The 22,158-nt window shown below is 28.1% G+C and carries 19 protein-coding genes; 7 read left to right on the top strand and 12 right to left on the bottom strand.

What is annotated here, in order from left to right; all coding sequences use genetic code 11:
• Window positions 1–91: 91 nt before the first annotated feature.
• Together QIA46_RS02065 and rrp1 are read left to right on the top strand one after the other, a co-directional pair.
• Entirely contained in the window at window positions 92–4,573 is a 4,482-nt protein-coding gene (locus tag QIA46_RS02065) for an ATP-binding protein (RefSeq protein WP_317268267.1), read from the top strand.
• Between the two features lie 2 nt (window positions 4,574–4,575).
• Window positions 4,576–5,499: a cyclic-di-GMP-producing response regulator Rrp1 gene (gene rrp1, locus QIA46_RS02060; RefSeq protein ID WP_317268266.1), complete on the top strand. Its 924-nt coding sequence runs from the start codon at window positions 4,576–4,578 to the stop codon at window positions 5,497–5,499.
• 18 nt (window positions 5,500–5,517) lie between these two features.
• On the opposite strand, the gene QIA46_RS02055 is transcribed toward rrp1, so the two are convergent.
• From QIA46_RS02055 to QIA46_RS02035, 5 genes are read right to left on the bottom strand one after another with little or no spacing between them, the layout of a single operon-like run.
• Entirely contained in the window at window positions 5,518–6,567 is a 1,050-nt protein-coding gene (locus tag QIA46_RS02055; RefSeq protein WP_317268265.1) for a hypothetical protein, read from the bottom strand.
• On the bottom strand, window positions 6,546–7,202 hold the full coding sequence (locus QIA46_RS02050) for an adenylate kinase (protein WP_071983393.1): 657 nt from the start codon (window positions 7,200–7,202) through the stop codon (window positions 6,546–6,548). The genes QIA46_RS02055 and QIA46_RS02050 overlap by 22 nt, the downstream gene beginning before the upstream one ends.
• 36 nt (window positions 7,203–7,238) lie before the next feature.
• Entirely contained in the window at window positions 7,239–8,453 is a 1,215-nt protein-coding gene (locus QIA46_RS02045) for a TraB/GumN family protein (protein WP_317268264.1), read from the bottom strand.
• Window positions 8,454–8,477: 24 nt separating this feature from the next.
• On the bottom strand, window positions 8,478–9,605 hold the full coding sequence (locus QIA46_RS02040) for a chemotaxis protein CheB (RefSeq protein ID WP_317268263.1): 1,128 nt from the start codon (window positions 9,603–9,605) through the stop codon (window positions 8,478–8,480).
• Between the two features lie 32 nt (window positions 9,606–9,637).
• On the bottom strand, window positions 9,638–10,495 hold the full coding sequence (locus QIA46_RS02035) for a protein-glutamate O-methyltransferase (protein WP_317268262.1): 858 nt from the start codon (window positions 10,493–10,495) through the stop codon (window positions 9,638–9,640).
• A 248-nt stretch (window positions 10,496–10,743) separates the two neighbouring features.
• On the opposite strand from QIA46_RS02035, the gene QIA46_RS02030 reads away from it, so the two are divergent.
• Window positions 10,744–11,364, top strand: coding sequence for a diacylglycerol/polyprenol kinase family protein (locus tag QIA46_RS02030; protein WP_317268261.1), 621 nt, complete (start codon window positions 10,744–10,746; stop codon window positions 11,362–11,364).
• Here the strand turns inward: QIA46_RS02030 and QIA46_RS02025 are convergent.
• The 3 genes from QIA46_RS02025 to QIA46_RS02015 are packed head-to-tail and all read right to left on the bottom strand — an operon-like array spanning window position 11,352 to window position 13,632.
• Window positions 11,352–12,131, bottom strand: a complete 780-nt coding sequence (locus tag QIA46_RS02025; RefSeq protein WP_014023646.1) for a hypothetical protein — start codon at window positions 12,129–12,131, stop codon at window positions 11,352–11,354. The two genes, QIA46_RS02030 and QIA46_RS02025, sit on opposite strands and share 13 nt — an antisense overlap.
• On the bottom strand, window positions 12,128–13,006 hold the full coding sequence (locus QIA46_RS02020) for a DNA/RNA non-specific endonuclease (protein WP_317268260.1): 879 nt from the start codon (window positions 13,004–13,006) through the stop codon (window positions 12,128–12,130). The genes QIA46_RS02025 and QIA46_RS02020 overlap by 4 nt, the downstream gene beginning before the upstream one ends.
• Window positions 13,003–13,632, bottom strand: a complete 630-nt coding sequence (locus tag QIA46_RS02015) for a hypothetical protein (protein WP_317268259.1) — start codon at window positions 13,630–13,632, stop codon at window positions 13,003–13,005. Before QIA46_RS02015 ends, QIA46_RS02020 begins: the two co-directional genes overlap by 4 nt.
• 171 nt (window positions 13,633–13,803) lie before the next feature.
• Between QIA46_RS02015 and QIA46_RS02010 the strand changes: the two genes are divergently transcribed.
• Together QIA46_RS02010 and manA are read left to right on the top strand one after the other, a co-directional pair.
• Window positions 13,804–15,681, top strand: coding sequence for a fructose-specific PTS transporter subunit EIIC (locus tag QIA46_RS02010; RefSeq protein ID WP_317268258.1), 1,878 nt, complete (start codon window positions 13,804–13,806; stop codon window positions 15,679–15,681).
• Window positions 15,678–16,793: a mannose-6-phosphate isomerase, class I gene (gene manA / locus QIA46_RS02005; RefSeq protein ID WP_317268257.1), complete on the top strand. Its 1,116-nt coding sequence runs from the start codon at window positions 15,678–15,680 to the stop codon at window positions 16,791–16,793. The genes QIA46_RS02010 and manA overlap by 4 nt, the downstream gene beginning before the upstream one ends.
• A gap of 49 nt (window positions 16,794–16,842) precedes the next feature.
• On the opposite strand, the gene QIA46_RS02000 is transcribed toward manA, so the two are convergent.
• Genes QIA46_RS02000 through QIA46_RS01990 form a run of 3 tightly spaced genes read right to left on the bottom strand, consistent with a single transcriptional unit; the run spans window position 16,843 to window position 18,489 of the window.
• A complete protein-coding gene (locus QIA46_RS02000; RefSeq protein ID WP_317268256.1) occupies window positions 16,843–17,454 on the bottom strand; it encodes a DUF3996 domain-containing protein in 612 nt (203 codons plus the stop codon).
• A gap of 10 nt (window positions 17,455–17,464) precedes the next feature.
• Window positions 17,465–18,076, bottom strand: a complete 612-nt coding sequence (locus tag QIA46_RS01995) for a DUF3996 domain-containing protein (RefSeq protein WP_301341552.1) — start codon at window positions 18,074–18,076, stop codon at window positions 17,465–17,467.
• Entirely contained in the window at window positions 18,073–18,489 is a 417-nt protein-coding gene (locus QIA46_RS01990) for a hypothetical protein (RefSeq protein WP_317268255.1), read from the bottom strand. Before QIA46_RS01990 ends, QIA46_RS01995 begins: the two co-directional genes overlap by 4 nt.
• Window positions 18,490–18,654: 165 nt before the next feature.
• On the opposite strand from QIA46_RS01990, the gene QIA46_RS01985 reads away from it, so the two are divergent.
• Together QIA46_RS01985 and proS are read left to right on the top strand one after the other, a co-directional pair.
• A complete protein-coding gene (locus QIA46_RS01985) occupies window positions 18,655–19,332 on the top strand; it encodes a DUF2259 domain-containing protein (protein WP_317268254.1) in 678 nt (225 codons plus the stop codon).
• 52 nt (window positions 19,333–19,384) lie between these two features.
• The gene (gene proS, locus QIA46_RS01980; protein ID WP_317268253.1) at window positions 19,385–20,851 is read left to right on the top strand and encodes a proline--tRNA ligase; all 1,467 of its coding nucleotides are present in this window, start codon (window positions 19,385–19,387) and stop codon (window positions 20,849–20,851) included.
• Between the two features lie 11 nt (window positions 20,852–20,862).
• Here the strand turns inward: proS and QIA46_RS01975 are convergent, their stop codons facing one another.
• Window positions 20,863–22,065: a dicarboxylate/amino acid:cation symporter gene (locus QIA46_RS01975; protein ID WP_317268252.1), complete on the bottom strand. Its 1,203-nt coding sequence runs from the start codon at window positions 22,063–22,065 to the stop codon at window positions 20,863–20,865.
• Between the last annotated feature and the right edge of the window lie 93 nt (window positions 22,066–22,158).

Genomic DNA, 22,158 nt, shown 5'->3' with positions numbered 1-22,158 from the left:
TTTTATATTTTAAACCTTAAATTTATTGTGTATATTTATTTTTATACGGGGATAAAAGTATTGTATTTTAATAAGGAAATTTTAAAATAAAATGAAAAAAGCAAACTTTTTAAGTACTAATTTTTTAATTTTACTTTTGGTTTGCTTTGTCAATACCAATTTATTTTCCAAGGATTTTTTCAAGTTTAAGCTTATAGATCAATTTTTTCCTTTTTACTATAAGAATAATAAAGGAGAATATGAAGGGCTTATTTTTTCTATTTTAGATAAATGGGCAAAAGACAATAATGCTGATATCAGAGTTGAGCATATTGATAATTTAAATGAAAGTGAAATTGAAGACAAAGCAATATATTTAGGATTGACTTATAACACAAAATTAAATGATTTTTTTTATTTTAAAAATGAGCTTGCTAGGAGCATTTCAATTTTATTTTCTAAAAGCTCTAATAAAAAATATAAAAATACCCATTCAACATTTTTATCCAATTTTAATATAGGAGTTATTAAAAATACAATATATGAAGATATCTTAAGGCTAAAAAGTGCTAACACTATTTTTTTGGCTGATAGTTCTCAAGAGTTAGTATTGGCTTTAAAAAATAATAAGGTTGATTATATATATGGTGATTGTAAGACTTTACATTATATTGCAAAGCGGTTTTTAGGTGAAGACCTTGTGATTTTTCCTGGAGATGTTTTTTATAGTATCAAAAATAGAGTGGCTATTAGTAGAAATGCGCCTGAAATAGTAAAGACTTTGAATTTAGATTTGTTTTCTTATTTGATGAAAATGCCCGAAGAACTTATTATTTCTTTTTTAGATAATACTTCTAAGGGAAATTTTGTTGATGTTGGTTTATATAATGATTATCCTCCTTTGAGTTTTATTAATTCACAGGGAAAATTATCTGGCATTTTAGTGGATTTGTGGAATCTTCTCTCAAGGCAACATATCTTTAAGCCTATTTTTAAGGGATTTCCTAAAGAGGATATTAAGAAATCATTAGATGGAAAGTCGGTAGGCATTTTTGGAGGAATTATTAGCAATGATAGTGTATTTGAAAATGTTAATTATGTAGTAAGTAAGCCAATATATCCTCTTAATTTTAAATTTTATTCTAAAGACCTAAATAGTGCTGCTGGTTCAATAAACTCTCAGTTTATTGATTTTAATTTTAATAACATTCAATTAAATAAGAATAAAGATATTGTTAATAACTTTACAGATATTGTTAATAATTCATATGGATTTATAGAAAATTCAATAACAACAAAATATTTATTAAAATTAAATGGATATAATGGCAGATTAAAATCTTACGATTCGATTTTTAATAAAAATAGGTTTTTAGTATTAGCTATTGATAACAGGGTTTACAAGGTTATTAAATATATTCTTAATTCTATATTTGATGATATTTCATTTGAATCTTTACTTCAAATAGATAAAAATTGGTTAGATAAAGAAGAGATTAATAGTTCTAGAATAAATAGTTATAAAATTATGAATAAGGTTAAATTTAATATAGAAGAAAAAATTTGGTTATCAAAAAATAATAAATTAAATCTTGCTGTTAAAAATTGGTATCCAATAGATTATGTTGAAGCAAATAATTATAAAGGAATAAATCAATTCTTGCTTGATAAGATTAGAATGTTTTCAGGTTTAGAATTTAACATAATTGAAGCGCAAAATAGTTTAGATCTTAAAAAATTAATCAAATCTGGAAAAATTGATATGCTAAATACTAATGCAACCGATTCAAATTTAGATAATGTTTTCAATATAAAATTAAATTCTAGGATTCCACTTTATATTTTTTCAAATAAAAAAAGGGTGCTTCCATCTAGAACTTTGGAAAGGTTTGCTGTACTTGAATTTTTATATAGTAAGAATTTGGCCTCTAATATTAAATCAAAGCTTATTCTGGTAAGTAGCTTTAAAGAGGCCCTTCTTCTTCTTTATAAGGGAAAGGTAGATGGGATTATTAGCGATGAGTATACAGCTGCTGCTGTTTTTGAAGAATTAAATATTGTTGATGTTGAGAAACTTCCTACTTTTAGAGACTTGGCTTTTGATTTGAGTCTTGCTATTTATAATCAGGATTATATCTTGAAAGAAATTATTCAAAAAGTTGTTATGCGTTCTAATGTTGGCAGTCAGATGTATTTAAATGATTGGAAATTTGATATTTATTATAAATCCAAAGGTAGCAGGGTTAATAATTTTAAATTTCTAGTGTCAACAGTCATTTTATTTTATTTTACTTTTTTAGGATTTGTAATAATATTTATGTTCAGATTATCATTTGAGCAAAAAAGAAGATATTCTTTTGTGATGAATGAAAAAAAGATTGCAGAGGCTGCCAATGCTGCTAAAACCATTTTTATAGCTAACGTCAGTCATGATATTCGTACCCCTATTAACGGAATAATGGCGGCTACTGAGCTTTTAGATACAACCACTCTTACAAATGCTCAAAAAGACTATGTTAGGATGATAAATTATTCATCTGATTCTTTGCTTTCTTTAATTGATGATATATTGTATTTGTCTAAAATAGATGTCAATGAATTATATGTTGAGAGTCAAGAGATTGATTTAGAGAGTGAAATGGAAATGGTTTTAAAAACTTTTCAATCTCAATGCGCAAAGAAAAATATTGATTTATTCTCTTATTCTAAATCTATTTTTAAAAATTATATAAAAGGTGATATTGCAAAAATTAAACAAATTTTAATTAATTTAATAGGAAATGCTTTTAAGTTTACAGATGATGGTGTTGTTGTTTTAAACTATGAAGAAATATGTAGAACAAGAGCTGATGGCAATAGGACTTTAGTTACAGTTGAATTTAAGGTAATAGATACAGGCAAGGGTATTGAAAAAGAGAATTTTTCTAAGATATTTGAAATATTCAAACAAGAGGACGATTCTTCTTCAAGGGTTCATGAGGGTGCAGGATTGGGATTGTCAATATCTAGAGAGCTTGTAAGACTAATGGGTGGCCTTGGCATTGCTGTCGATAGTAAGGTGGGGGAGGGCACCACTTTTTCATTTATGTTGCCCTTTTTATTGGGCGGCGAGCTTAAAAATAAAAATTTGTCAATCAATAAATCTCAATCAATAAATGATGATAATAAAGTATTAAATGTGCTTTTAAGCCAAAAAGCTATTAAAATTTTTGAACACTGTTCGATTTTATTGGGGTGTTCTTCTAATGTGCGCTATGTAGCGTCTTTTGAGGATGCTTATAAAGTTTTCAAGGAATATCCTTTTTATAGTTTTGTTTATGTAAATGTAAATAACGATAATATTCAAGAGAGTATTCGATTTGCCAATAATATTGAAAGACTAAGCTCTGATGTGCAAATTATTTTTTTATTTTATTATTTAGATAATAAAGCTTTGAAAAATTTAAAATATATGTATGTTAAAAAGCCTTTAATGGGGCTTAGTATATGTTCTATTTATAAAAAAGAGCGTAACCCAGAAATGAATTTTGAAGACTTGATTCCAATAGATAGTGCTTTTAAGATAAAAGAACCCATTAATGTTTTAATAGCTGAAGATAATCAGGTAAATCAAAAAGTGTTGAAAGATATTCTTGTTGTAATAGGCATTGATGAGAATTTTATTGATGTTGTAGATGATGGAGTAAAGGCTTTAAAATCTTTAAAAGATAAAAAATATGCTATTTCTTTTATTGATATACGAATGCCAAGATATGATGGATTTTCAGTGGCTAAGGAAATTAGAAAATTTGAAAAGGATAAGAATTTAAAACCGTGTGTTTTGGTTGCTGTAACAGCACATGCTTTACAAGAGTATAAAGACAGGTGTCTTGCAAGTGGTATGAATGATTATATCTCAAAACCAATACACATAAGTTCAATTAAAACTATATTAAAAAAATACTTGCAATTTGAAGTTAATGATATTTGGAAGAATGAAGATTTCAATCAACCTGTTAAGTTTCCCAATCTAGATGTTAATAGGGCCTTAAAAGAGTTAAATCTTTCATATGCATCATATTCTGAATTATGTAGAGGGCTTGTTGATTTTATCTCTATTAATATTATTGATTTAGAAAAAGCTTTTGATGAGGAAAATTTGTCTTTAGTTAAGGATATATCTCATTCAATCTCTGGAGCTCTTTCTAATATGCGTAGTGAATTGTATAAAGATTTTCAAAAAATTGAAACAAGCAAAAATTCAATTGATGAGTTGAAAAAAATGTATTTTTTTGTAAAAGATGATTTATGTCAACTAATAAGCGACATAAAGGAAAATGTTTTAGTTTATTCTAAGATTGTTAATGAGAATAAGCTATATTTTAAAAATAATGATCAATTTTTAAACCTTCTCAATAAACTTTTAATTGGCATTAAGACTAGAAAGCCAAGAGAATACAGAGAAATTCTTGAGAGCATTGACAAGTATGTTTTAGACGATAATATTAAGGTATTATTTAGTGATCTTCGCAGGAATTTAAGGCTATATAGATTTGCTGAGAGCTCTAAGATTCTTGAAGAGATTATTGAAATGCTTAATAATAAGAGATATTAGCAGTGGAAATGATAATTAAAGATAAAGCTTTTGAAGCAGAGAGTCAGAAGCTTTTAATTGTGGATGATTCTCCCACCAATTTAGATTTATTGGTAAGCATATTGCAAGATGCTTATGAGATTGAGGTTGCAACAAATGGGCTTGATGCTTTAAAGCAGGTTGAAAAAGATAGTCCGGATCTTGTGCTTCTTGACATAGGACTTCCAGATATTAGCGGCTATGAGGTATGCAAGAAGTTAAAAAGTGATCCTGATACTAAAGAGATCCCTGTAATTTTCATTAGTTCAAAGAGTTCTACAGATGCTCAACTTGAAGGATTTAACGTTGGTGGAGTAGATTATATTTTAAAACCTTTTAATAGTCGAATAATTGATGCTAGAGTTAAAACGCATCTTGAATTAAAGAGGTTAAGAGATTATTTTAAAAGCTTGTCTAGAATTGATGGGCTTACTCAAATTCCAAATAGAAGATTTTTTATGGATAAATTTTCTAAATCATGGATGAAAGCTTTAGAAAGCAAAGAAATAATAATTGTTGGGATGTTGGATATTGATAATTTTAAAAATTACAATGATAATTATGGTCACACAAATGGTGATGAATGTCTTAAATTGATCGCTAAAGCTCTATATAAGGTTTCTTTAAAATATAAAATAGATGTTGCTCGATATGGAGGAGAAGAATTTATTTTTTTTTCTGTTAACAAGAGTCTAAATGAAATGATTGGCATTATTAAAACAATGATTAATGATATAAAGTTCTTAAAAATAGTTCATGAGCACAGTAGTGTTTCTAGCATTGTGACTGTTTCAATTGGCCTTGCTCAAGAAATTCCTATTGATAATAATTTTACCAATATCATAAAGCTTGCTGATCGCAAGCTTTATGAGGCTAAAGTTTCTGGAAGAAATCAGTTTAGATATTAAATTTATATTTATTAGACTTTAGTATTTATAAGTTATAGAGATTCCAATGGAATCATAATAAAAATAAGAATTGCCGGTTGCTATTCTTTTTGAAATATCAGCCAGTCCAGCTGTGTTACTTGTGTATGTGGGGCTTGTAGATAATTTAAATTGAAGGCCAAGTGTTAAAGGTTTGATAACTTCAAAATTAGCAACAATAGAAATGTTGTGATAAAAAATATCACTTCCCCAGCCCTTGTTTCTCCAAGGGCTTATGTTTCTGTCTTTGCCAATTTGTGTTTTTCCCTCGTAAAGTAGCCCTATAGTGTTAAGAGTTATTGGCATTTTGTAAGCTAAAAGAGCGTAAGGTTTTATTAACATACCATTTATATTTTTACCATCATCTGCTTTATATTTCCAAAGTTGGCCGTTTTTTGCATGGGGATTGATTAAGTATGTAAAATCATTTCCAATAACTGTAATAATATGTGTCCATTTTCCTTGAAAAATAGCGTTTAAGTCAAATTGGAATCGTCCCCCTGCTATTATTTCTGAATAAAATTCAACAGCATTTGAATATTTTCCATTTTCAATGTGTACGCCAACTCCCTTAAATCCAAAAGCTTGCCAACCTATACCAAGTTCATTTGATGCATATAAATTTAAAAAAGCAATAGGAGTAAAGCTTACTTTACTTTTAAATGAGACGCTTACAGGAGACAATCCAATATTTAAATCTATGTCTATGCCATTATTTTTAAAAAATATAGAATTGGGATTGTGCAAAGCTTTAAAATTTTTATAGTAGCCCAAATATGATATTAGTTTTATTCCCCCCCAATAATTGACTGGAATTTTTAAACTTGGTTTAATATTTTGGAAGTTAGGTTGTTTAAAGCTTCGCGAAAAGCTGCTTACATTTGTTCCCATTTCATGGGGAGGATAATAAGCAGATTGAAAATTAAGGTAAAAATATTCATTATTGAATTCTAGGTTCTGCTGATTTTGAGCAAGAATTATTTTTGCTTGCAAAATTAACAAGCAAAAGCAAATTTTTTTTAACATTTTTATTTTGAATACCTTTTCCATTTAATTTTTTTTAACATTATTTTAATTATTTGTTTTCTCATTTCATCAATCTTAACTGATGCATCAATATTGTTAAGTCTAGAGCATTTTGAGTAAAATTCTATTAATGGTTTTGTTTGTAATTTATATTCTTTAAGCCTTGTTTTTAAGGATTCTTCTTTGTCATCTTCTCGTTGGTAAAGATCTCCTCCGCAAACATCGCAAATACCAATGTTTTTTGTGGCTAGGGTATATATATTGAAAATATTATTGCAAGATTTGCAAATTCTTCTTCCCGAGAGTCTTTTTATTACCAACTCTTCATCAATTAAAAAGTTTATTATTTTTACATTTGGCAAAAATTTGTCAAGAGCTTCAGCTTGACAAATATTGCGCGGAAATCCATCTAAAATAAAATCTTTGTTATTTTTAATAGATTTAATTTTATCTTCTACTATTTTTATTGTAATTAGGTCAGGAACCAGTTCTCCCCTTTCAACAATTTTTTTTATTTCTTTCCCAAGAGTCGTAGAATTTAAAATATTTTCTCTAAATAAATCTCCTGTTGAAATATGTTGGTATTTAAATTCATTAGAAATAATTTTTGAAATAGTCCCTTTTCCAGAACCTGGAGGACCTAAGAATACAAGCCCCATATATACTCCTGTGTAACTATTTATTATTTTAAGGGTTTATTTGAAAACATTTAATAAAAATTTAAGTCCTACAATTGTTCCAATTGTAGATCCAAGATTTACAAAAAGCACTATTAATAGAATTCTTGTAACTTTGTTTTTGAAATATCCTTTTATTGTCGACAATTCTTCTTGTAGATTTTCAAAATCTTTGACCTTTGGTTTGTTTATATAAGCTTCAACAAGTCCGGCTACCATTCCTGTTCCTATAAATGGTATTAAGGAGAATATTGGAGAACCTACAACAGCTGTTAAAATCGTTAAAGGATTAGATTTTAATAAAATGGATGCTATGCCTGAAAAAAGAGAGTTAGATATTATCCAAAGCTTTAAATTTTTGTAAGCAAAATCAAACCCCTTAAAGTAAAAAGAGCCCACTATTAGTAAAATGATTGAAATTGTAATAAAGTAGGATAGCATCTTGCTAAATGAAAAATGTTTTTTGGGGATTATCTCGAGTTCTTCAACGTTTATTATTTTATTATTTTGACTTATTTCTTTTAAAGTTCTAATTATTCCGCTTACATGACCTGCGCCCACAACAGCAAGAATAATGCCTGTTCCTTCAAGTATTTTGTTTGTAATAAATTCGTCTCTTTCATCAATTAAAACTTTTTTTACTTTGGGTATTTCTTTGGAAAGTTCTTCCATTATTTTTGAAAGAGCGTCCTGTTCTTTGAGTTTTTCAATTTCATCTTTTGTAATTTTTGCATCTGTTAGGGAAAAAAGGCTTGAGATTATTTTTGCTTTTTCAAATATTGGGATAGATACCCAAGCTCTTTTTAGAGTTGTCTCAATTTTTCTGTCAGCAAGAATTAGTGGAATATTGTGTTTTTTAGCTTTTAAAATAGCTGTTTTCATTTCTTCGCCAGGCTTTATTCCCTGTTCTTTTGCTAATTTTTTTTGGAAGTTGCTAAGAATTATGTTTATTATGAGAAAGAAGGCTCTTCCTTGTTTTAAGGCTTTATCTATATCTAAGTTTCTCCATTTTTCATTTTCATTAGTGTTTAAGATCGAATGATAGCGAGCCTCATCAAGTTCAACGGCAATATAGTCTGGCTTTAAGATTTCTATTAAACTTGCAGTATCTTCTGAGCTTTTTTTTGACACGTGAGCAGTTCCAAGTATATATATTGTTTTATTGTGTATATTAAATTTGCTTACATGAGAAAAACAGTCTTCTGTTTTGGTGTTTTCTTGTTTATTGTCCAAAAAATATTCCTTGTTTAAAAAAATTTAGCTATTAATTAGTATAGCTTTTAATAATTTTACCATATGGTTTAGTGGAACTATATAGTCTATATTGTTTTCCTTTATTGCTATTTTTGGCATTCCAAAAACCATGGAACTTTCTTGATCTTGCGCAATAGTTAGTCCCCCAGCTTTTTTTATATCTCCAATTTCTCTTGATCCGTCATTTCCCATTCCAGTCATTATTAGAGCAATTGCCTTGTCTTTTGCAATCTCTGCTATAGATTGAAATAATACCCCAATAGATGGTTTGTGACCATTTATATGTTTGCCATCAAGGGTTTGTATTTGATAGTTGCCATAGATTTTTTTTATTTTTGTATGATATCCGCCTGAGCTAATGTATGCATGTCCTTGCTTTAATATTTCGTTATTCGTGGCTTCTTTTACGTTTATTTTGCAAAGATTGTTAAGATTTTTTGCAAATTCTTTTGTAAATCCTTTAGGCATGTGTTGAACAATTATTATTGGGGGAAAGCTTTCAGGTATTTCTGGTAATATTGATTTTAAGGCTGCGGGGCCCCCTGCTGATACTCCAATTGCTATTATGTCAAATTTTCGCAGTTTAAGTTTTTTTATTTCTTTTTCATTTAATATTTTTGCTTTTGCATGTTCTTCAAGCTGAGTTAATGAAGAAATGTCATTTTTGTGATTTAAAAAAAAATTAGCTCTTTCATAGTTTTTTGTATTCACATTTTTATTGCAAACAATTTTGTTTTTTATAGATATCGATCCATAGACCAAAAGCGAATTAATAATTTGTTCTTTTTTGATTTCATGTGATTTTTTATTTTTAGATACTAAAATAAGAGCATCGGCACCCTTTAAAGCGGCAATATTTATTAGGTTTTGATTTGAAGAAGTGACGACAATTGGTATTGTTTTGGTTATATTGTTTTTTTTCTCCAAAAATAGAATGTCTTTAATATTATTTTCTTCTAAATTCATTAATATTACTTCGGGGTTATGTTTTTTAAGTTTATTTGTTGCAAATTTGCCATTAGAAGCAGTTGCAATGACTTGGAGTTTTGGAGACGAATTGATAAGGTCTGATATAAGCTTTCTCTTTACAGCAAAGTATTCTATGATAAGTACAGAAATTTTTGTTTCCACCGTTACTTTTTCCCTATTTTATTCTTGTTTAATTATAACTTATATTTATTTTGTGATTTGGATTTTTCTTTTTGACCGCTAGTATCTTTTTTTTCATATATTATTGCCCAAGGTGTTTTTAAAAATTTAAAAGGAAGGTTGAGCCCAAAAAGTGATTCTGAGTGCCCTATGAATAAATAACTATTTTTAGACATATTGTTGTAAAATTTTTTAAGTACTTTAATTTTTGATTTTTCATCAAAGTATATTAATACATTTCTGCAAAAAATAACATCAATTTGTGAAAAATTACTTTCAAAGTTTAGGTTATGATAGTCAAATCTTATATGATTTTTAATTTCATTTTTAATTTTATATCCGTTTGAATGAGGATATATATAGTGCCTGTATTCTTTAGGAATATTTTCACATTTATTTGATGAATAATATCCTTCTTTTGCTATCATTAAAGATTTTAAGCTTAAATCAGAGGCAATAATAACAAAATCTATTTCTTTTGGAAGTTTTGATTTGAGTACAAATGCTAATGAATAAGGTTCTTCTCCTGTTGAGCATCCTGCAGACCAGATAATAATCCTATTTTTTTCTTCTGCGTTTTTAATATTAATTAAATTGGGAATTACAAATTTTTCAAAAGTTTGAAAATGTAGTGAATTTCTAAAAAATCTTGTTAAATTAGTTGTGACTAAATCCAAGAAATATTCTTTTTTTAATTTTTCACTAATTATTAAATTATAAAGTTGTGATGGGCTTTCAAGAGCAAGATCTCTTACTGCGTCATTCACTCTGCTTTGAAGAACAAATTTATTTTTTTCATCAAAACGAATTCCACTGTTGTTATATATAAAATCGCAAAATTTTAAAAATAGTTTATCTTCAATTTCTAGCATTTTTGGGAACCCGATTAATTCTTCTCTTTATAAATAAGTATTACCTATTTATAATAAATCTCTAGGTAAGAATATTTTTTTTGAAAAAAATTGTAAAATTAATACAAGTAATTTTATTATAAGGCATATTTTTATAAAAATGTTTTTGTTTATTTTAATTTATTTGCAATAATAAATGAGGAATTTAATGAATGTTGGAAAAAATATTTGCAAATGTCTATTTAATATGCATTTAAAAAAATCAAACGATGTTTAATAGGATTAAAAGAACAATTCTTAGAGAAGATATTAAGTATGAAATTTTTAGAAAATTTTTTCATGTTTTTAGCTTAATAGTTTTGGTTTTTTATGGAATAAATTTTTGGATAGGACTTGTTTCTAATATACTTTTTATGATTTTATATTTAAGTTCTGAAATTTTTAGAATTACTAACAAAAAATTACTTTTTTTTGAAAATATTTCAAACATAATATTAAAATCAAGAAAAATATTGCCCAATAAAGTATCTTTTTCGCCCGTTTTTTTGTTTTTAGGCATATTGATGTCATATTGTTTGGCTATGCATCCTTTTAATTATATTGGAATATTTTCGGTATGTCTTGGCGATGGATTTGCAAGTCTTGTTGGGAAGTTAATTCCTTCTTTTAAGCTTGTAAATAATAAAACGATTTCTGGAAGTCTTGTTGTATTTTGTGTTACTTTTTTTTCATATTATTATTTTTTTCCTTATTTAACAGCAGCTTTAATTCTTGGGATTTTAGCAGTATTGGTAGAGCTTTTTGATTCTGCTAATTATGACAATTTATTTTTACCACTTGTTGTTTCAATTTCGTCCTATTTTTTAACTTCCTTTTTTTATAGCCAGTAAAAGAAAATTTTTCCTGATTTTTTTAAGTAGATTGGTATGCCAATTGAGATTGGGAGAAAGGCATAAGGTATTTTTAGTAAATTCAAATAAATTCCACTTAATATTAAGAGCATTGAAACAAAAAGTAAAAAATAATCAAAGCTTTTTTTTCTTAAAAAGGCTACTATAAAGTTTGTTAAAATAAGCAATAAGAATGCGTCTATGTAAAATTTTGTACTTTCGATTTTAAGAATGCCGTGGTTTTGACTATTTTCGTACGAATTAATAGGCATTGTGTAACTATATATGCAGGCAAAGATCAAAATAATATAAATTGTATAATGTATTGATTTTATTTTGAAATCACATATATATAAACTTAGAAAAAATAAATTTAATAATGAAAAAGTATTTACAAAAAGGATAAATTTTGTAAATAAATAATAACTTGAATTTAGGTTATTTTTTAAAAAAAAATCTTCAGAGACCAAAATAGGTTCTAATGTATATGAACTAATAAAACAATAGAAAAATATAAATTGTATATTGTTGGTTCTTTTGTAGTTAATATATGACCACAGCGAGCCTATGATTCCAGCAATAAATATGGCTAATTTATTAACCAATATTATAAAATTATTATTGTAAATTTCTAGAATATAATTTTGATAATTTTCATTATATTTTATTTTATAAGAGAAAGTCAGTATAACGAGTGTTGCTAAAATAAAAATTATAAAAAGAAAGAGATTAATAGAAGAGTTTAACTTTGCGAATATTGATTTCATTTAAATTTCCAAGAATGCATATTTTGTATTTTTTTAATCTTTTTTTTAATTTTTGAATCAAGTTTTTCAAAAAAATCTATTTTTGTTTTTTTTTCAATTGAATCGACGCTAACAACATAATTTTTCAAATCCAAGTCTTTTGCTTTTTCATTTGGGATAATAAAAGAGATTATGTCATAATAATTATTATTAATTGTCAGTACTATTTTATAAAAATTTTTAGGTATCAAAATTTTGTTTTTACCAATAAATCCTTTATTTTCTGTTAAAATTCCAGCGCTAATGATATATATATATCCTTTTGAGATTGCCCATTTTCTTACTAATTTTTCAAGTTTTAACCAAATTCCAGAATTGAATTCGCTTTTTTGAGGTGACATATTTGATAAAAAATATGTATCTTTCATTGCATTTTCAGAAAAAGACATGTCTGCAGAACTTACTATGTGCCCTCTGTCATAACCGCTTTTAAAGTAATCTTCAAGTTTTGGGAAAGTACCCCTGATGTTGGTGTCTTCAAAGAATTTGGTGCTTCTTTTAATTTTTTTTGATTTTAACAAAGTTAATGCTAGTTCTACCATTTCTCTTTTAAGTGGATAAGCAGCCCATTCGGATTGTCTTGCGCTTTCAGCATACCCTAAGGTGTAGTGTTTTTTGCTTATTATTTGAGTAGTAAGATATCCCTTTGGTATTAATTGAGATTCTGTTATTGGAATAGATTTTGTAATGGTAATGTATTTATTTTCTATTATTTCTAAATAGTCAGAAATTTTGTGTTTAATTTGTTTTAAGGCTTTGGGATTTAAGGAAAAAAATAAAAATCCTGTTAGGCATAAAATATAGCAGTAAAGAAGAAATTTTGACCTTTTTTTCATATTTCCAACTTGTTTTCGTCCTTAAAATTATATCTAATAGTAAAATTAAAAGAAATGTTAAATGTATCTAAAAATAAAAAATCAATTTTAAAGTCCAACCCCATTAAAGGAATTGCCTTTTTAGAAGAAATTTCAATAAACATATAAGGCTCTATCACATAAGGCAATTTTTCGTAAAATCGAATGTCTCCTATAAAGTTTGTAGATAGGTAAAAACGACCACCTATGCCAATGGTAGCTGAAAAATATTTTGTTTTTTTAATTAAGTTTGCAATGTGCCAGTTTATTCCTCCTCCAATATAAGATTTAAAGTATTGCATTTTTTGGGGGATATTAAGGCTTTCTTTTGTTAATATCATAGCAACAATTAAAAAATCAAAAGTATTATTAGAAAATGTATAATAGGGTCTAAAAATAAGGTGTTTAATATTTGAATTTAGAAAAAATCCAATTCCAATTCCAATTCCTGTTGAATATGTGAATCCTCTTTTGGGGCTAAAAAAATTAGAACTTTGTTTGGGTTGATTATTTTTTTCATTAGCATTGTCTTCTTCGTTTGCAAGTGCATTTAAAGTGGGAATGATAAGCAATGTTAATAAAATACAAATGTTTGGATTTTTTTTCATAAACAGATTATTTTAAATAATATAAAAATTGTTTTTCCTTTTCAATATTATTAGGTGTATTTGGAAAGAATTTCTTGGTTAGCTTAAAAAATATTTTTTATATTAGGTGGCTGTAGTATGTAATTTTATTGTATATTATACAATATGTTTAATTACTAGGAGTCCACAGATATGTTTTTTAATTTTTTGAAAAAAGATCTTGTATTTATTTTGCCAGAAGTAAATTCAAAAGAAGATGTAATTGATTTTTTAGTTGAAAAAATCAATGATAAGGGATATATAGACAATAAACAAGAGTTTCTTCAAGGAATTCTTGATAGAGAAAAGATAGGTGACACTTCTTGGGAAAATGGGGTTGCAATTCCTCATTTTATAGGGGATGTCGTTAAGACCAGTTTTATTTCGTTGCTTTGTATTAAGGGCGCTGGGGTTAAGTGGTCTGAAGAGAATCCTCCTGTTAATTTAATATTTTTGATTTGTATGTCAAAAAAGCAACAAGGCAATGAGCATCTTAAAGCGATTGCTTTTATAGCTAAACTTTTTGAAGATGATGCTTTTCAAAATGCTTTAAGCGGGTTTGTTACTACTGATGACATTTATTATTATATAGAAAATGTTCAAAGAAAAGCCAAAGAAGAGGTTTTTGGAGCTACAAAAGCAGAAAAAATAGTAGCTGTAACTGCTTGTCCTGTTGGAGTTGCCCACACATATATTGCAGCAAAGAAAATTGAAAATGAAGCTAAAAAGCAGGGTTACAGCATTAGAGTAGAAACCCAAGGATCTATTGGCATTGAAAATGCCCTAACTGAAGAGGAAATCAGGAATGCAGCGGTTGTAATACTTGCTGTTGATAAGGATATTGATGAGAAGAGATTTGAAGGTAAGAGAGTTTATAAAGTTTCAACTGTAAAAGCGATAAACAATACAGAAAATATTATTAATGAATCTTTTAATGCGCCAGTATTTAAAAGCAAAGACTCTGGTGCTAATAGCGCTTCTCAGGCTTCGATTGCAACAGGTAAGGGTAGTTTTTATAAATATTTAATGAGTGGAGTATCTCCAATGATTCCTGTTGTTGCAAGTGGGGGAATTTTAATTGCTCTTAGCATTGCTTTTGTTGGGATTGGACCTGATGGGCCTAATTTTTCTGAGCACCCATTTTATAAGCAGATTGCAGATATTGGCTCTGTTGCTTTTGGGCTGATGCTTCCTGTGCTTGCTGGTTTTATTTCAATGTCAATTGCTGATAAGCCCGGTCTTGCGCCCGGTCTTGTTGGCGGAGTAATGTCTGGAAATGTAAAAGCAGGGTTTTTGGGTGCAATATTTGCAGGGTTTCTTGCAGGCTATGTTGCAAGATTTTTAGCAAGAAGATCTGTTCCTGAATGGTTAAGACCTGTTATGCCCATATTTGTAATTCCGCTAATAAGCACTATTATTGTTGGGTTTTTTATGTTGTATATTGGTGTTTATGTTGGAGAATTTATGGGGGTGCTTGAGAGTGGGCTTAAATCTTTGCAAAGCAATTCAGAAACGTTTGGCGTGTTGGGCAAAATTTTCTTAGGCTTAGTATTAGGTTCAATGATTACTGTTGATATGGGTGGGCCTTTTAATAAAGTGGCATTTCTTTTTGGTGTAGGACTGATTCCTCAAGTGCCAGAAATAATGGGAATGGTAGCGGCAGCAATTCCTGTTCCTCCTATGGCTATGGGGCTTGCAACTTTTTTGGCGCCTAAATTATTTGAAAATGAAGAAAAAGAATCTGGCAAAATAGCCTTTTTAATTTCATTTATTGGTATTAGCGAGGGGGCTATTCCTTTTGCTGCTAGTGATCCTGGACGAGTAATTCCTTCAATAGTGGTAGGAGGAGCTGTGGCAAGCATTATTGCTGCTTTTTTAGGTGTTGCTAATCATGCTCCACACGGAGGACCAATAGTGCTTCCTGTTATTGATAATAAATTTGAGTTTATTATTGCAATTGCTGTTGGAGTTGCAGTTGCAACAGCTTTGGTAATTTTTTTGAAATCTTTAAAATTAAAGGAATCTGAATGAATGAAGATAATATTTTTTTAATGAAAAATAATATTAAAGAATATGATTGGGGAGGAATTAATTTTATTCCCAATCTTTTGGGAGATAAGATTGATGGAAAGCCTAAGGCTGAAATGTGGCTTGGAGCACACAAGACATTTTCTAGCAAGATTTTATATAAAAATGAATATGTTCTTTTAAGCGATTTTTTAGAAGACCATAAAGAGCTTTTAGGCTGTGATGGCGAATTTCCTTTTTTATTTAAGGTATTGTCTGCAAATAAACCTTTATCTATCCAAATCCATCCTTCTAAAGACATTGCTTTAAAAGGGTATGAATTAGAGAATAATAAAGGGATAGATATTAATGATTCTAAAAGGATATATAAAGATAAAAACCCCAAAATTGAACTTATATATGCCTTGAGTGATTTTTATGCGCTTAAAGGTTTTTTACCTTTGGGTGAGATTGAAAAAATTTGTGAAATGTTGAAATTAGATTTTGACTTTCAATCACATAAAGATTTTGTGAAGACCATTTTTGATTTGCAAGCGCATGAACTTGAGAAGATTATTGAAAAAGTTTTAAAAAATTTGGATCTTATTGATAATTTTAGGGGCTATTGGTTTAATGAAATTTACAATATTTATGGTATAGATGTTGGACTTTTAGTGTTTTTGGGCATGAATATTTTTAAACTAAAGCCGGGAGAAGTTGTTTATACAAATAGTCAGGAGGTTCACGCATATCTTAAGGGAGATTGTATCGAGCTTATGACCAATTCTGACAATGTTATTAGGTCCGGTCTTACTACCAAGTATATTGATAAAAAAGAGATGTTAAGAGTTGGTAAATTTGAGGAAGGAAGGTTGTCATTTCTAAGTCCTGATTTTCAAGATAATTTTAGCGTGTTTAGACTCCCAAATACTAATTTGAAACTAATTCAAAAAAAAATGAATGAGAACATTTGTATAAATAGAAATAGTGCAATGATCTTGCTGGTTTTAGATGGGTGCGTGATTATAAATAAATCCTTAAACCTTAAGAAAGGCGAGAGCATATTTATAGGCAAAAAAGCCGAAAATTTGTTTGTTGATGGGGATGGCCAAGCTTTTATTGCTGGTTTTAATTAAAATTAAGCTTGCTTATGAGCTTAATTTTAATTACCAATTAATTATTTGGTTAATTAAATGCAAATTTTATGAATCCAAATCCAAAAAAATTGAATTTAATTCCTTCAAATAAAATGCTTGGTTTTGTTAGCAATATTGTTGGCCCTAGTGCAGGATAAATTTTAAATCCTATGGATAAATTTTTTGCAAAGTTATATTCCATTACAAAAGGAATTCTTACAACCGCACCTATTCTCTCATAATCCGTTTCCTCCTCTTCATCAGGAGGTATAAGGGATGTTTTTGACCAATCTGCACCTATTCCAATGCCACCGCCGATTTTCATATATTGTCCAATTTGTTTTTTAAAAATAATATCTATTCCGCCGTTTAGATAATTTTCAAAATTGTTCGACTTAAGGCCAATAAAACCTCCATATCCAAAATCAATATTTACATAAGGAATTGTAATTATAATGTTTGCAATAGGATCTCCTATTCCGATACCCATTGAAAATAAGTCATAACTTTTTTTTTCTTTTATGTCTTTAAGCTTTGCGATGCAGGTAGTTGAATCTTCTTCCTTGCTGCATCTGACCATATAATTGTCAGATGCAAAAGAAAGGTGTACTACACCTAATATTAGTGTTAAAATATGTATTTTTTTAAAATTTTTTATCATTTATTCTCCATTATATGTATATTTTTATAAAGCCTGTGCCCAAGAAATTAAATCTAGCTCCTTCAAATGACATCGGACTGCCAAGTAGCATGGTTGTTCCAATAGTAGCAACAGCTTTAAATCCAATCACAATATTTTTAAGAAAACTGTACTCTATTACCAAAGGTAGCCTTATCACAATCCCTATTCTATTTTGAAGAGAAGCTACTTGTTGTGCTTCATTTTCTTCCTCTTCTTCAGTTTTTTCATTCGATTTTTCAGGACTTCCTTTTGACCAATCTGCACCTATTCCAATGCCTCCAGAAATCATAGTGTTTTTATGTATTTCATCTTTAAATAAAAGATCTACGCCCATCACAACATAGGGTAAGAAATTGTTGGGCTTAAGGCCTACGAATCCTCCGTAGCCAAGGTCTATGTCTACATATGGAACAGATATTGTAATGTTTGTAAGTGGATATCCAATTCCAAAACCTATGCCAAATAAACGGCGTACAGACTCTTCTTTTGCAAGAAGTTTGTCAAAATCAAAGTCATCTTCGGTTATACTTTTGCTTTTTGATTGGGCAGTTAATAAGCCCGTTGTTAATATAAGTATTATTGTTGCTAATAGCATTCTCATTGAAATTCTCCTTTTTTACTTTCAATTTTAGATATTATTTTTACAATATTTTTAATAAAGCATAAAAAATTAAAAATATCGATATTTATTTGCTTATTTTGATAGCAAAACTTTATTGTTAAATTTTTTATTGTTTTGTGTATCAAAGTTTTGGTTATCAAAAAATTTTTAATCACAAATACAGGTATTATTATACTACTTGACTGTATATTGATGTTAATCTTGTTTGTTTGTATAGGATTTTTGGAAATATATTTTTGTGGTGATTTTTTGGCCTTTGAAAAAAATATAAGTTTATTAATTTGCAATAAATAAGTTTTTTTGCAATGTTTTATATTAAAGCTCTTGAAAAAAAACTTTATTTGCCTTAAGGCCTTTGAAGTTAATTTTAGGCTATTAATTCTTTTTTTCAAAAATTTATCCCAAAAATTTGAATATTAAATTTTTAATCTATAAACAAATAGTATATCAAAGTTTTGAATTTGAAATGTTGTTTTGATATTATTTTAAGTAAGAGTAAATTAATTATAAATAAGATTTAGTACATAATTTATTGTTATTAAATTTATACAAAGCTTATGATTAAACTGTATATCGTTTTTTTTTATTTTTTTTCTTTTTTATTGGGGTTTTCAGAAAATATTTTTTTTAAAAATTTAGGATTTTCTAATAATGATAAATGTTTTATGTTTGGCGAGTATGGTTTTGAAAATGGATATTATTACTCTTCTGCATACTTTGTTGATGTTGTTAAAAATAATTTTGCAAACTCTGGAGTACATTCTAAAATTTTTAAGGAGCACATTGAGTATTTAGATAGTTATGATAAAGGTCTTTATGAGCTTTTAAAGATTATTAATTTTAAAGTTAAAGAATTTAAAATTAATCATTTAAGAAGAGGGCGTGAAATTTATTTTTATGTAAAGAGCGAAATTCCAGAAACAGATTTTTTAAATTTTGTTGATTTTAAAACAGGAAACGAATATCAAGTTTTTGTAAATAAGGATATTAATTCTCAAGAACTTTCTTCTTCTTTTAATATTTTTTTATCTGTAAGATATTGTAATTCGGCTCTAGAAAAACATTTGACTGTTGGAAGAGGAAATTATTATAGAAAGAATGTTATTGATTACAGAATAAGGGAGATTGTTTTATTCCCAAATGAAGATGGAATTATTTTTGTTTTAGAAAAAATAATGTTAAATTCTTATGGGAATAGGTATAAGCGCTTTATGGTTGAAGTTAAAAAATATTGAATATAATTATTTAGTTTTTAAAATAAGTGTAATGTTTTATTAAGGATAATGTATGAGTGATTTTATAGCATCAAAAGAAGATGATTATTCTAAATGGTATTTAGATATAGTTCAGAAAGCAAAGCTTGCTGATTATAGCCCTGTAAAAGGATGTATGGTAATTATGCCTTATGGGTATTCTATTTGGAGCAAAATTCAGAGCATACTTGATAAAAAATTTAAGGAGACAGGACATGAGAATGCATATTTTCCCATGCTTATTCCTTATAGTTTTTTAGAAAAAGAAAAGGACCATATTGATGGATTTTCGCCCGAGTTTGCTATTATTAAGGATGCTGGTGGAGAGAGTTTGGCAGAGCCTTTAGTTTTAAGGCCTACTTCTGAGACAATTATTTGGAATATGTATAGCAAGTGGATTAAGTCTTACAGAGATCTTCCTATTAAAATTAATCAATGGGCAAATGTTGTTCGCTGGGAAAAGAGAACAAGGCCTTTTTTGCGAACTACCGAATTTCTGTGGCAAGAGGGGCATACTGCTCATGCTACTGAAGAGGAGGCATTAGAAGAAGCCTTACTTATTTTAGATGTATATAAAAGATTTATAGAAGACTATTTAGCTATTCCGGTTTTTTGTGGTAAAAAATCTGAAAAAGAAAAATTTGCGGGTGCTGTTTCTACTTATTCAATTGAGGCATTAATGCAGGATAAAAAAGCACTTCAGGCCGCTACATCCCATTATTTAGGTTTAAATTTTGCAAAAGCATTTGATGTGAAATTTCAAGACAAAGATGGCAAGATGCAGCATGTATTTGCTAGTAGCTGGGGTGTTTCTACCAGATTGATTGGTGCTTTGATTATGGCTCATTCTGATGAGAAAGGTTTAATTTTGCCACCCCGCATTGCTCCAATAGAAATTATTGTTATTCCTATTTTTAAAAAAGAAGATGAAATTAATAAAAAAATTTTGGATTATTCTGATTGTGTTGTGAGTACTTTAAAAAAAGCAGAATTTAGGGTTGAAATTGATAAGGATATTAGAAGTACCCCAGGATTTAGATTTTCATCTGCCGAGTTTAAAGGAATTCCAATACGCCTTGAAGTAGGGATAAATGATGTTCTTTTAAATTCTGTTACTATTTCAAGAAGAGATAAAGACAAAAAATTTAAGTATCAAATATCACTTGATTCTCTTATAAGCAAGGTCAAGTTGGAGCTTGATTTAATGCAAAAAGATTTATTTGAAAAAGCATTGAATTTTAGGACCTTAAATACCAAGGAGATTTTTAGAAGCAGCAAGGATAGTTATGAGGTATTCAAAGCCCATGTGAATGATTGTTCTGGATTTGTGCTTTCTTGTTGGTGTGGGGGTTTGAATTGTGAAAATATTATTAAAAATGAAACTAAAGCCACAATAAGATGTATTCCTGATGATTTTAATACCAGAGATTTAACGGGCATGACTTGTATTTATTGTTCTTCTAGGGCCAAATATTTTGTTTTATTTGCCAAATCTTATTAATTTGTTTGGCTTTAATTAATTTTTTCTTGATCTTTCAACTCTTTGAAATTTATTATATGAATGATTGCAATGTTAAAAGCAAAATCGATTAGTAAGGCTAAAGAGATTAATATCGGTAGCATTGGCGTTATGTTAGAAACATTTAGCTCTATTCCTTTTGTATAGGTAGAGCAAAGCATTGTAATTATATAAATTAGGCTATTTGGTATATGAGGAAATGCAAATACAAAAAAAAATGATAAAGCGCTCATATAGCTTATTTCATAGATAGAAATGGGCAAGCTAGAATATGATTTTAAGATTATGAAAAATGATATTACTGAAACAAAAATAGTGCCAAATTTAGATACAAAATTTATTAAAGGTATATTTATAATTATGGATTTTTTTATATTTATTCTTTCATTTTTAATATCTTCTATTAACATCACATAAGGTGAATAAGAATCTTTTGCAAGTCCTGAAAATATTATGTTTTGAAATGATACAAGGATTCCTTTATATATCATTTTAAAACTTTTTGTTAATCTATAACTAATTGTTGGCAATATCACGAATAAAATTACAATTGTCCATGCCAAAAAGAATGTTATGCTATTTGTGTAATTTTGGTAATCTTTAAAGTTTTTTAAGTTTGCAGCATAATCTGCTGTTATAAAAATGATTCCTATATTTAATATATTTACAATAAACCCATTTGCATGGTAAAAAAGATTAGATGCGCTTAACATTAGCTCTCTGGCTATTCTTCCTTTTTGTTTTGCATAGTAAAAGCTTGTACCTATTATTATTGAGATCATATATATGCTTAGTAGATTTGGATTACTAGATGTAAATATCTTGAAAATATTTTTTGGGAAAAATGTTTCTAGTAAAGCTTCTTTTTCAAAGAAATGTGTATTTTGTGTTGTTTTTTCTAGTATTGGGATTCTTTGCGGAAGATATATTGTTGCAGCTATTATTGATACAACAACTCCAGATATGTTAGTTAAAATTCCGTAATAAATTGTTTTGCCAAAAAGTTTTTTAAAGTTTTTATTTTCAATAATATTTTCAATTCCTAATGGAATTGAAAATATTAAAAAGGGAATAAGAGACAAATATGACAATCTTATAAAAGCATGTGATAAAGAGCTATAAATCCCAAGAGGGAAAAATAATCCTAAAAAGATTCCAATAGGCAGAGTGAAAAAAAAATTGATTTTTATATTCATACGACTTCCCCTTTCAGAGATTTAAGGTACACTGTTATAATAAATAGTACTAAATTTTTTTGTAAATATAAACTTTAGAGTTACAATTGTACT

Origin of the sequence: Borreliella carolinensis (assembly GCF_032595855.2) — a bacterium.
Lineage (GTDB): Bacteria > Spirochaetota > Spirochaetia > Borreliales > Borreliaceae > Borreliella > Borreliella carolinensis.
This window is presented reverse-complemented; position numbering and strand designations above follow the sequence as displayed.

What these genes read in the sequence shown, in the direction of transcription:
- QIA46_RS02000 (WP_317268256.1), bottom strand. Translation starts at nt 17,454, where the DNA reads ATGATAAAAAATTTTAAAAAAATACATATTTTAACACTAATATTAGGT.
- QIA46_RS02055 (WP_317268265.1), bottom strand. Translation starts at nt 6,567, where the DNA reads ATGGAAAAGGTATTCAAAATAAAAATGTTAAAAAAAATTTGCTTTTGC.
- proS (WP_317268253.1), top strand. Translation starts at nt 19,385, where the DNA reads ATGAGTGATTTTATAGCATCAAAAGAAGATGATTATTCTAAATGGTAT.
- QIA46_RS02030 (WP_317268261.1), top strand. Translation starts at nt 10,744, where the DNA reads ATGTTTAATAGGATTAAAAGAACAATTCTTAGAGAAGATATTAAGTAT.
- QIA46_RS01975 (WP_317268252.1), bottom strand. Translation starts at nt 22,065, where the DNA reads ATGAATATAAAAATCAATTTTTTTTTCACTCTGCCTATTGGAATCTTT.
- QIA46_RS02020 (WP_317268260.1), bottom strand. Translation starts at nt 13,006, where the DNA reads ATGAAAAAAAGGTCAAAATTTCTTCTTTACTGCTATATTTTATGCCTA.
- QIA46_RS02010 (WP_317268258.1), top strand. Translation starts at nt 13,804, where the DNA reads ATGTTTTTTAATTTTTTGAAAAAAGATCTTGTATTTATTTTGCCAGAA.
- QIA46_RS02065 (WP_317268267.1), top strand. Translation starts at nt 92, where the DNA reads ATGAAAAAAGCAAACTTTTTAAGTACTAATTTTTTAATTTTACTTTTG.
- QIA46_RS02035 (WP_317268262.1), bottom strand. Translation starts at nt 10,495, where the DNA reads ATGCTAGAAATTGAAGATAAACTATTTTTAAAATTTTGCGATTTTATA.
- manA (WP_317268257.1), top strand. Translation starts at nt 15,678, where the DNA reads ATGAATGAAGATAATATTTTTTTAATGAAAAATAATATTAAAGAATAT.
- QIA46_RS01995 (WP_301341552.1), bottom strand. Translation starts at nt 18,076, where the DNA reads ATGAGAATGCTATTAGCAACAATAATACTTATATTAACAACGGGCTTA.
- QIA46_RS02025 (WP_014023646.1), bottom strand. Translation starts at nt 12,131, where the DNA reads ATGAAATCAATATTCGCAAAGTTAAACTCTTCTATTAATCTCTTTCTT.
- QIA46_RS02015 (WP_317268259.1), bottom strand. Translation starts at nt 13,632, where the DNA reads ATGAAAAAAAATCCAAACATTTGTATTTTATTAACATTGCTTATCATT.
- QIA46_RS01985 (WP_317268254.1), top strand. Translation starts at nt 18,655, where the DNA reads ATGATTAAACTGTATATCGTTTTTTTTTATTTTTTTTCTTTTTTATTG.
- QIA46_RS02050 (WP_071983393.1), bottom strand. Translation starts at nt 7,202, where the DNA reads ATGGGGCTTGTATTCTTAGGTCCTCCAGGTTCTGGAAAAGGGACTATT.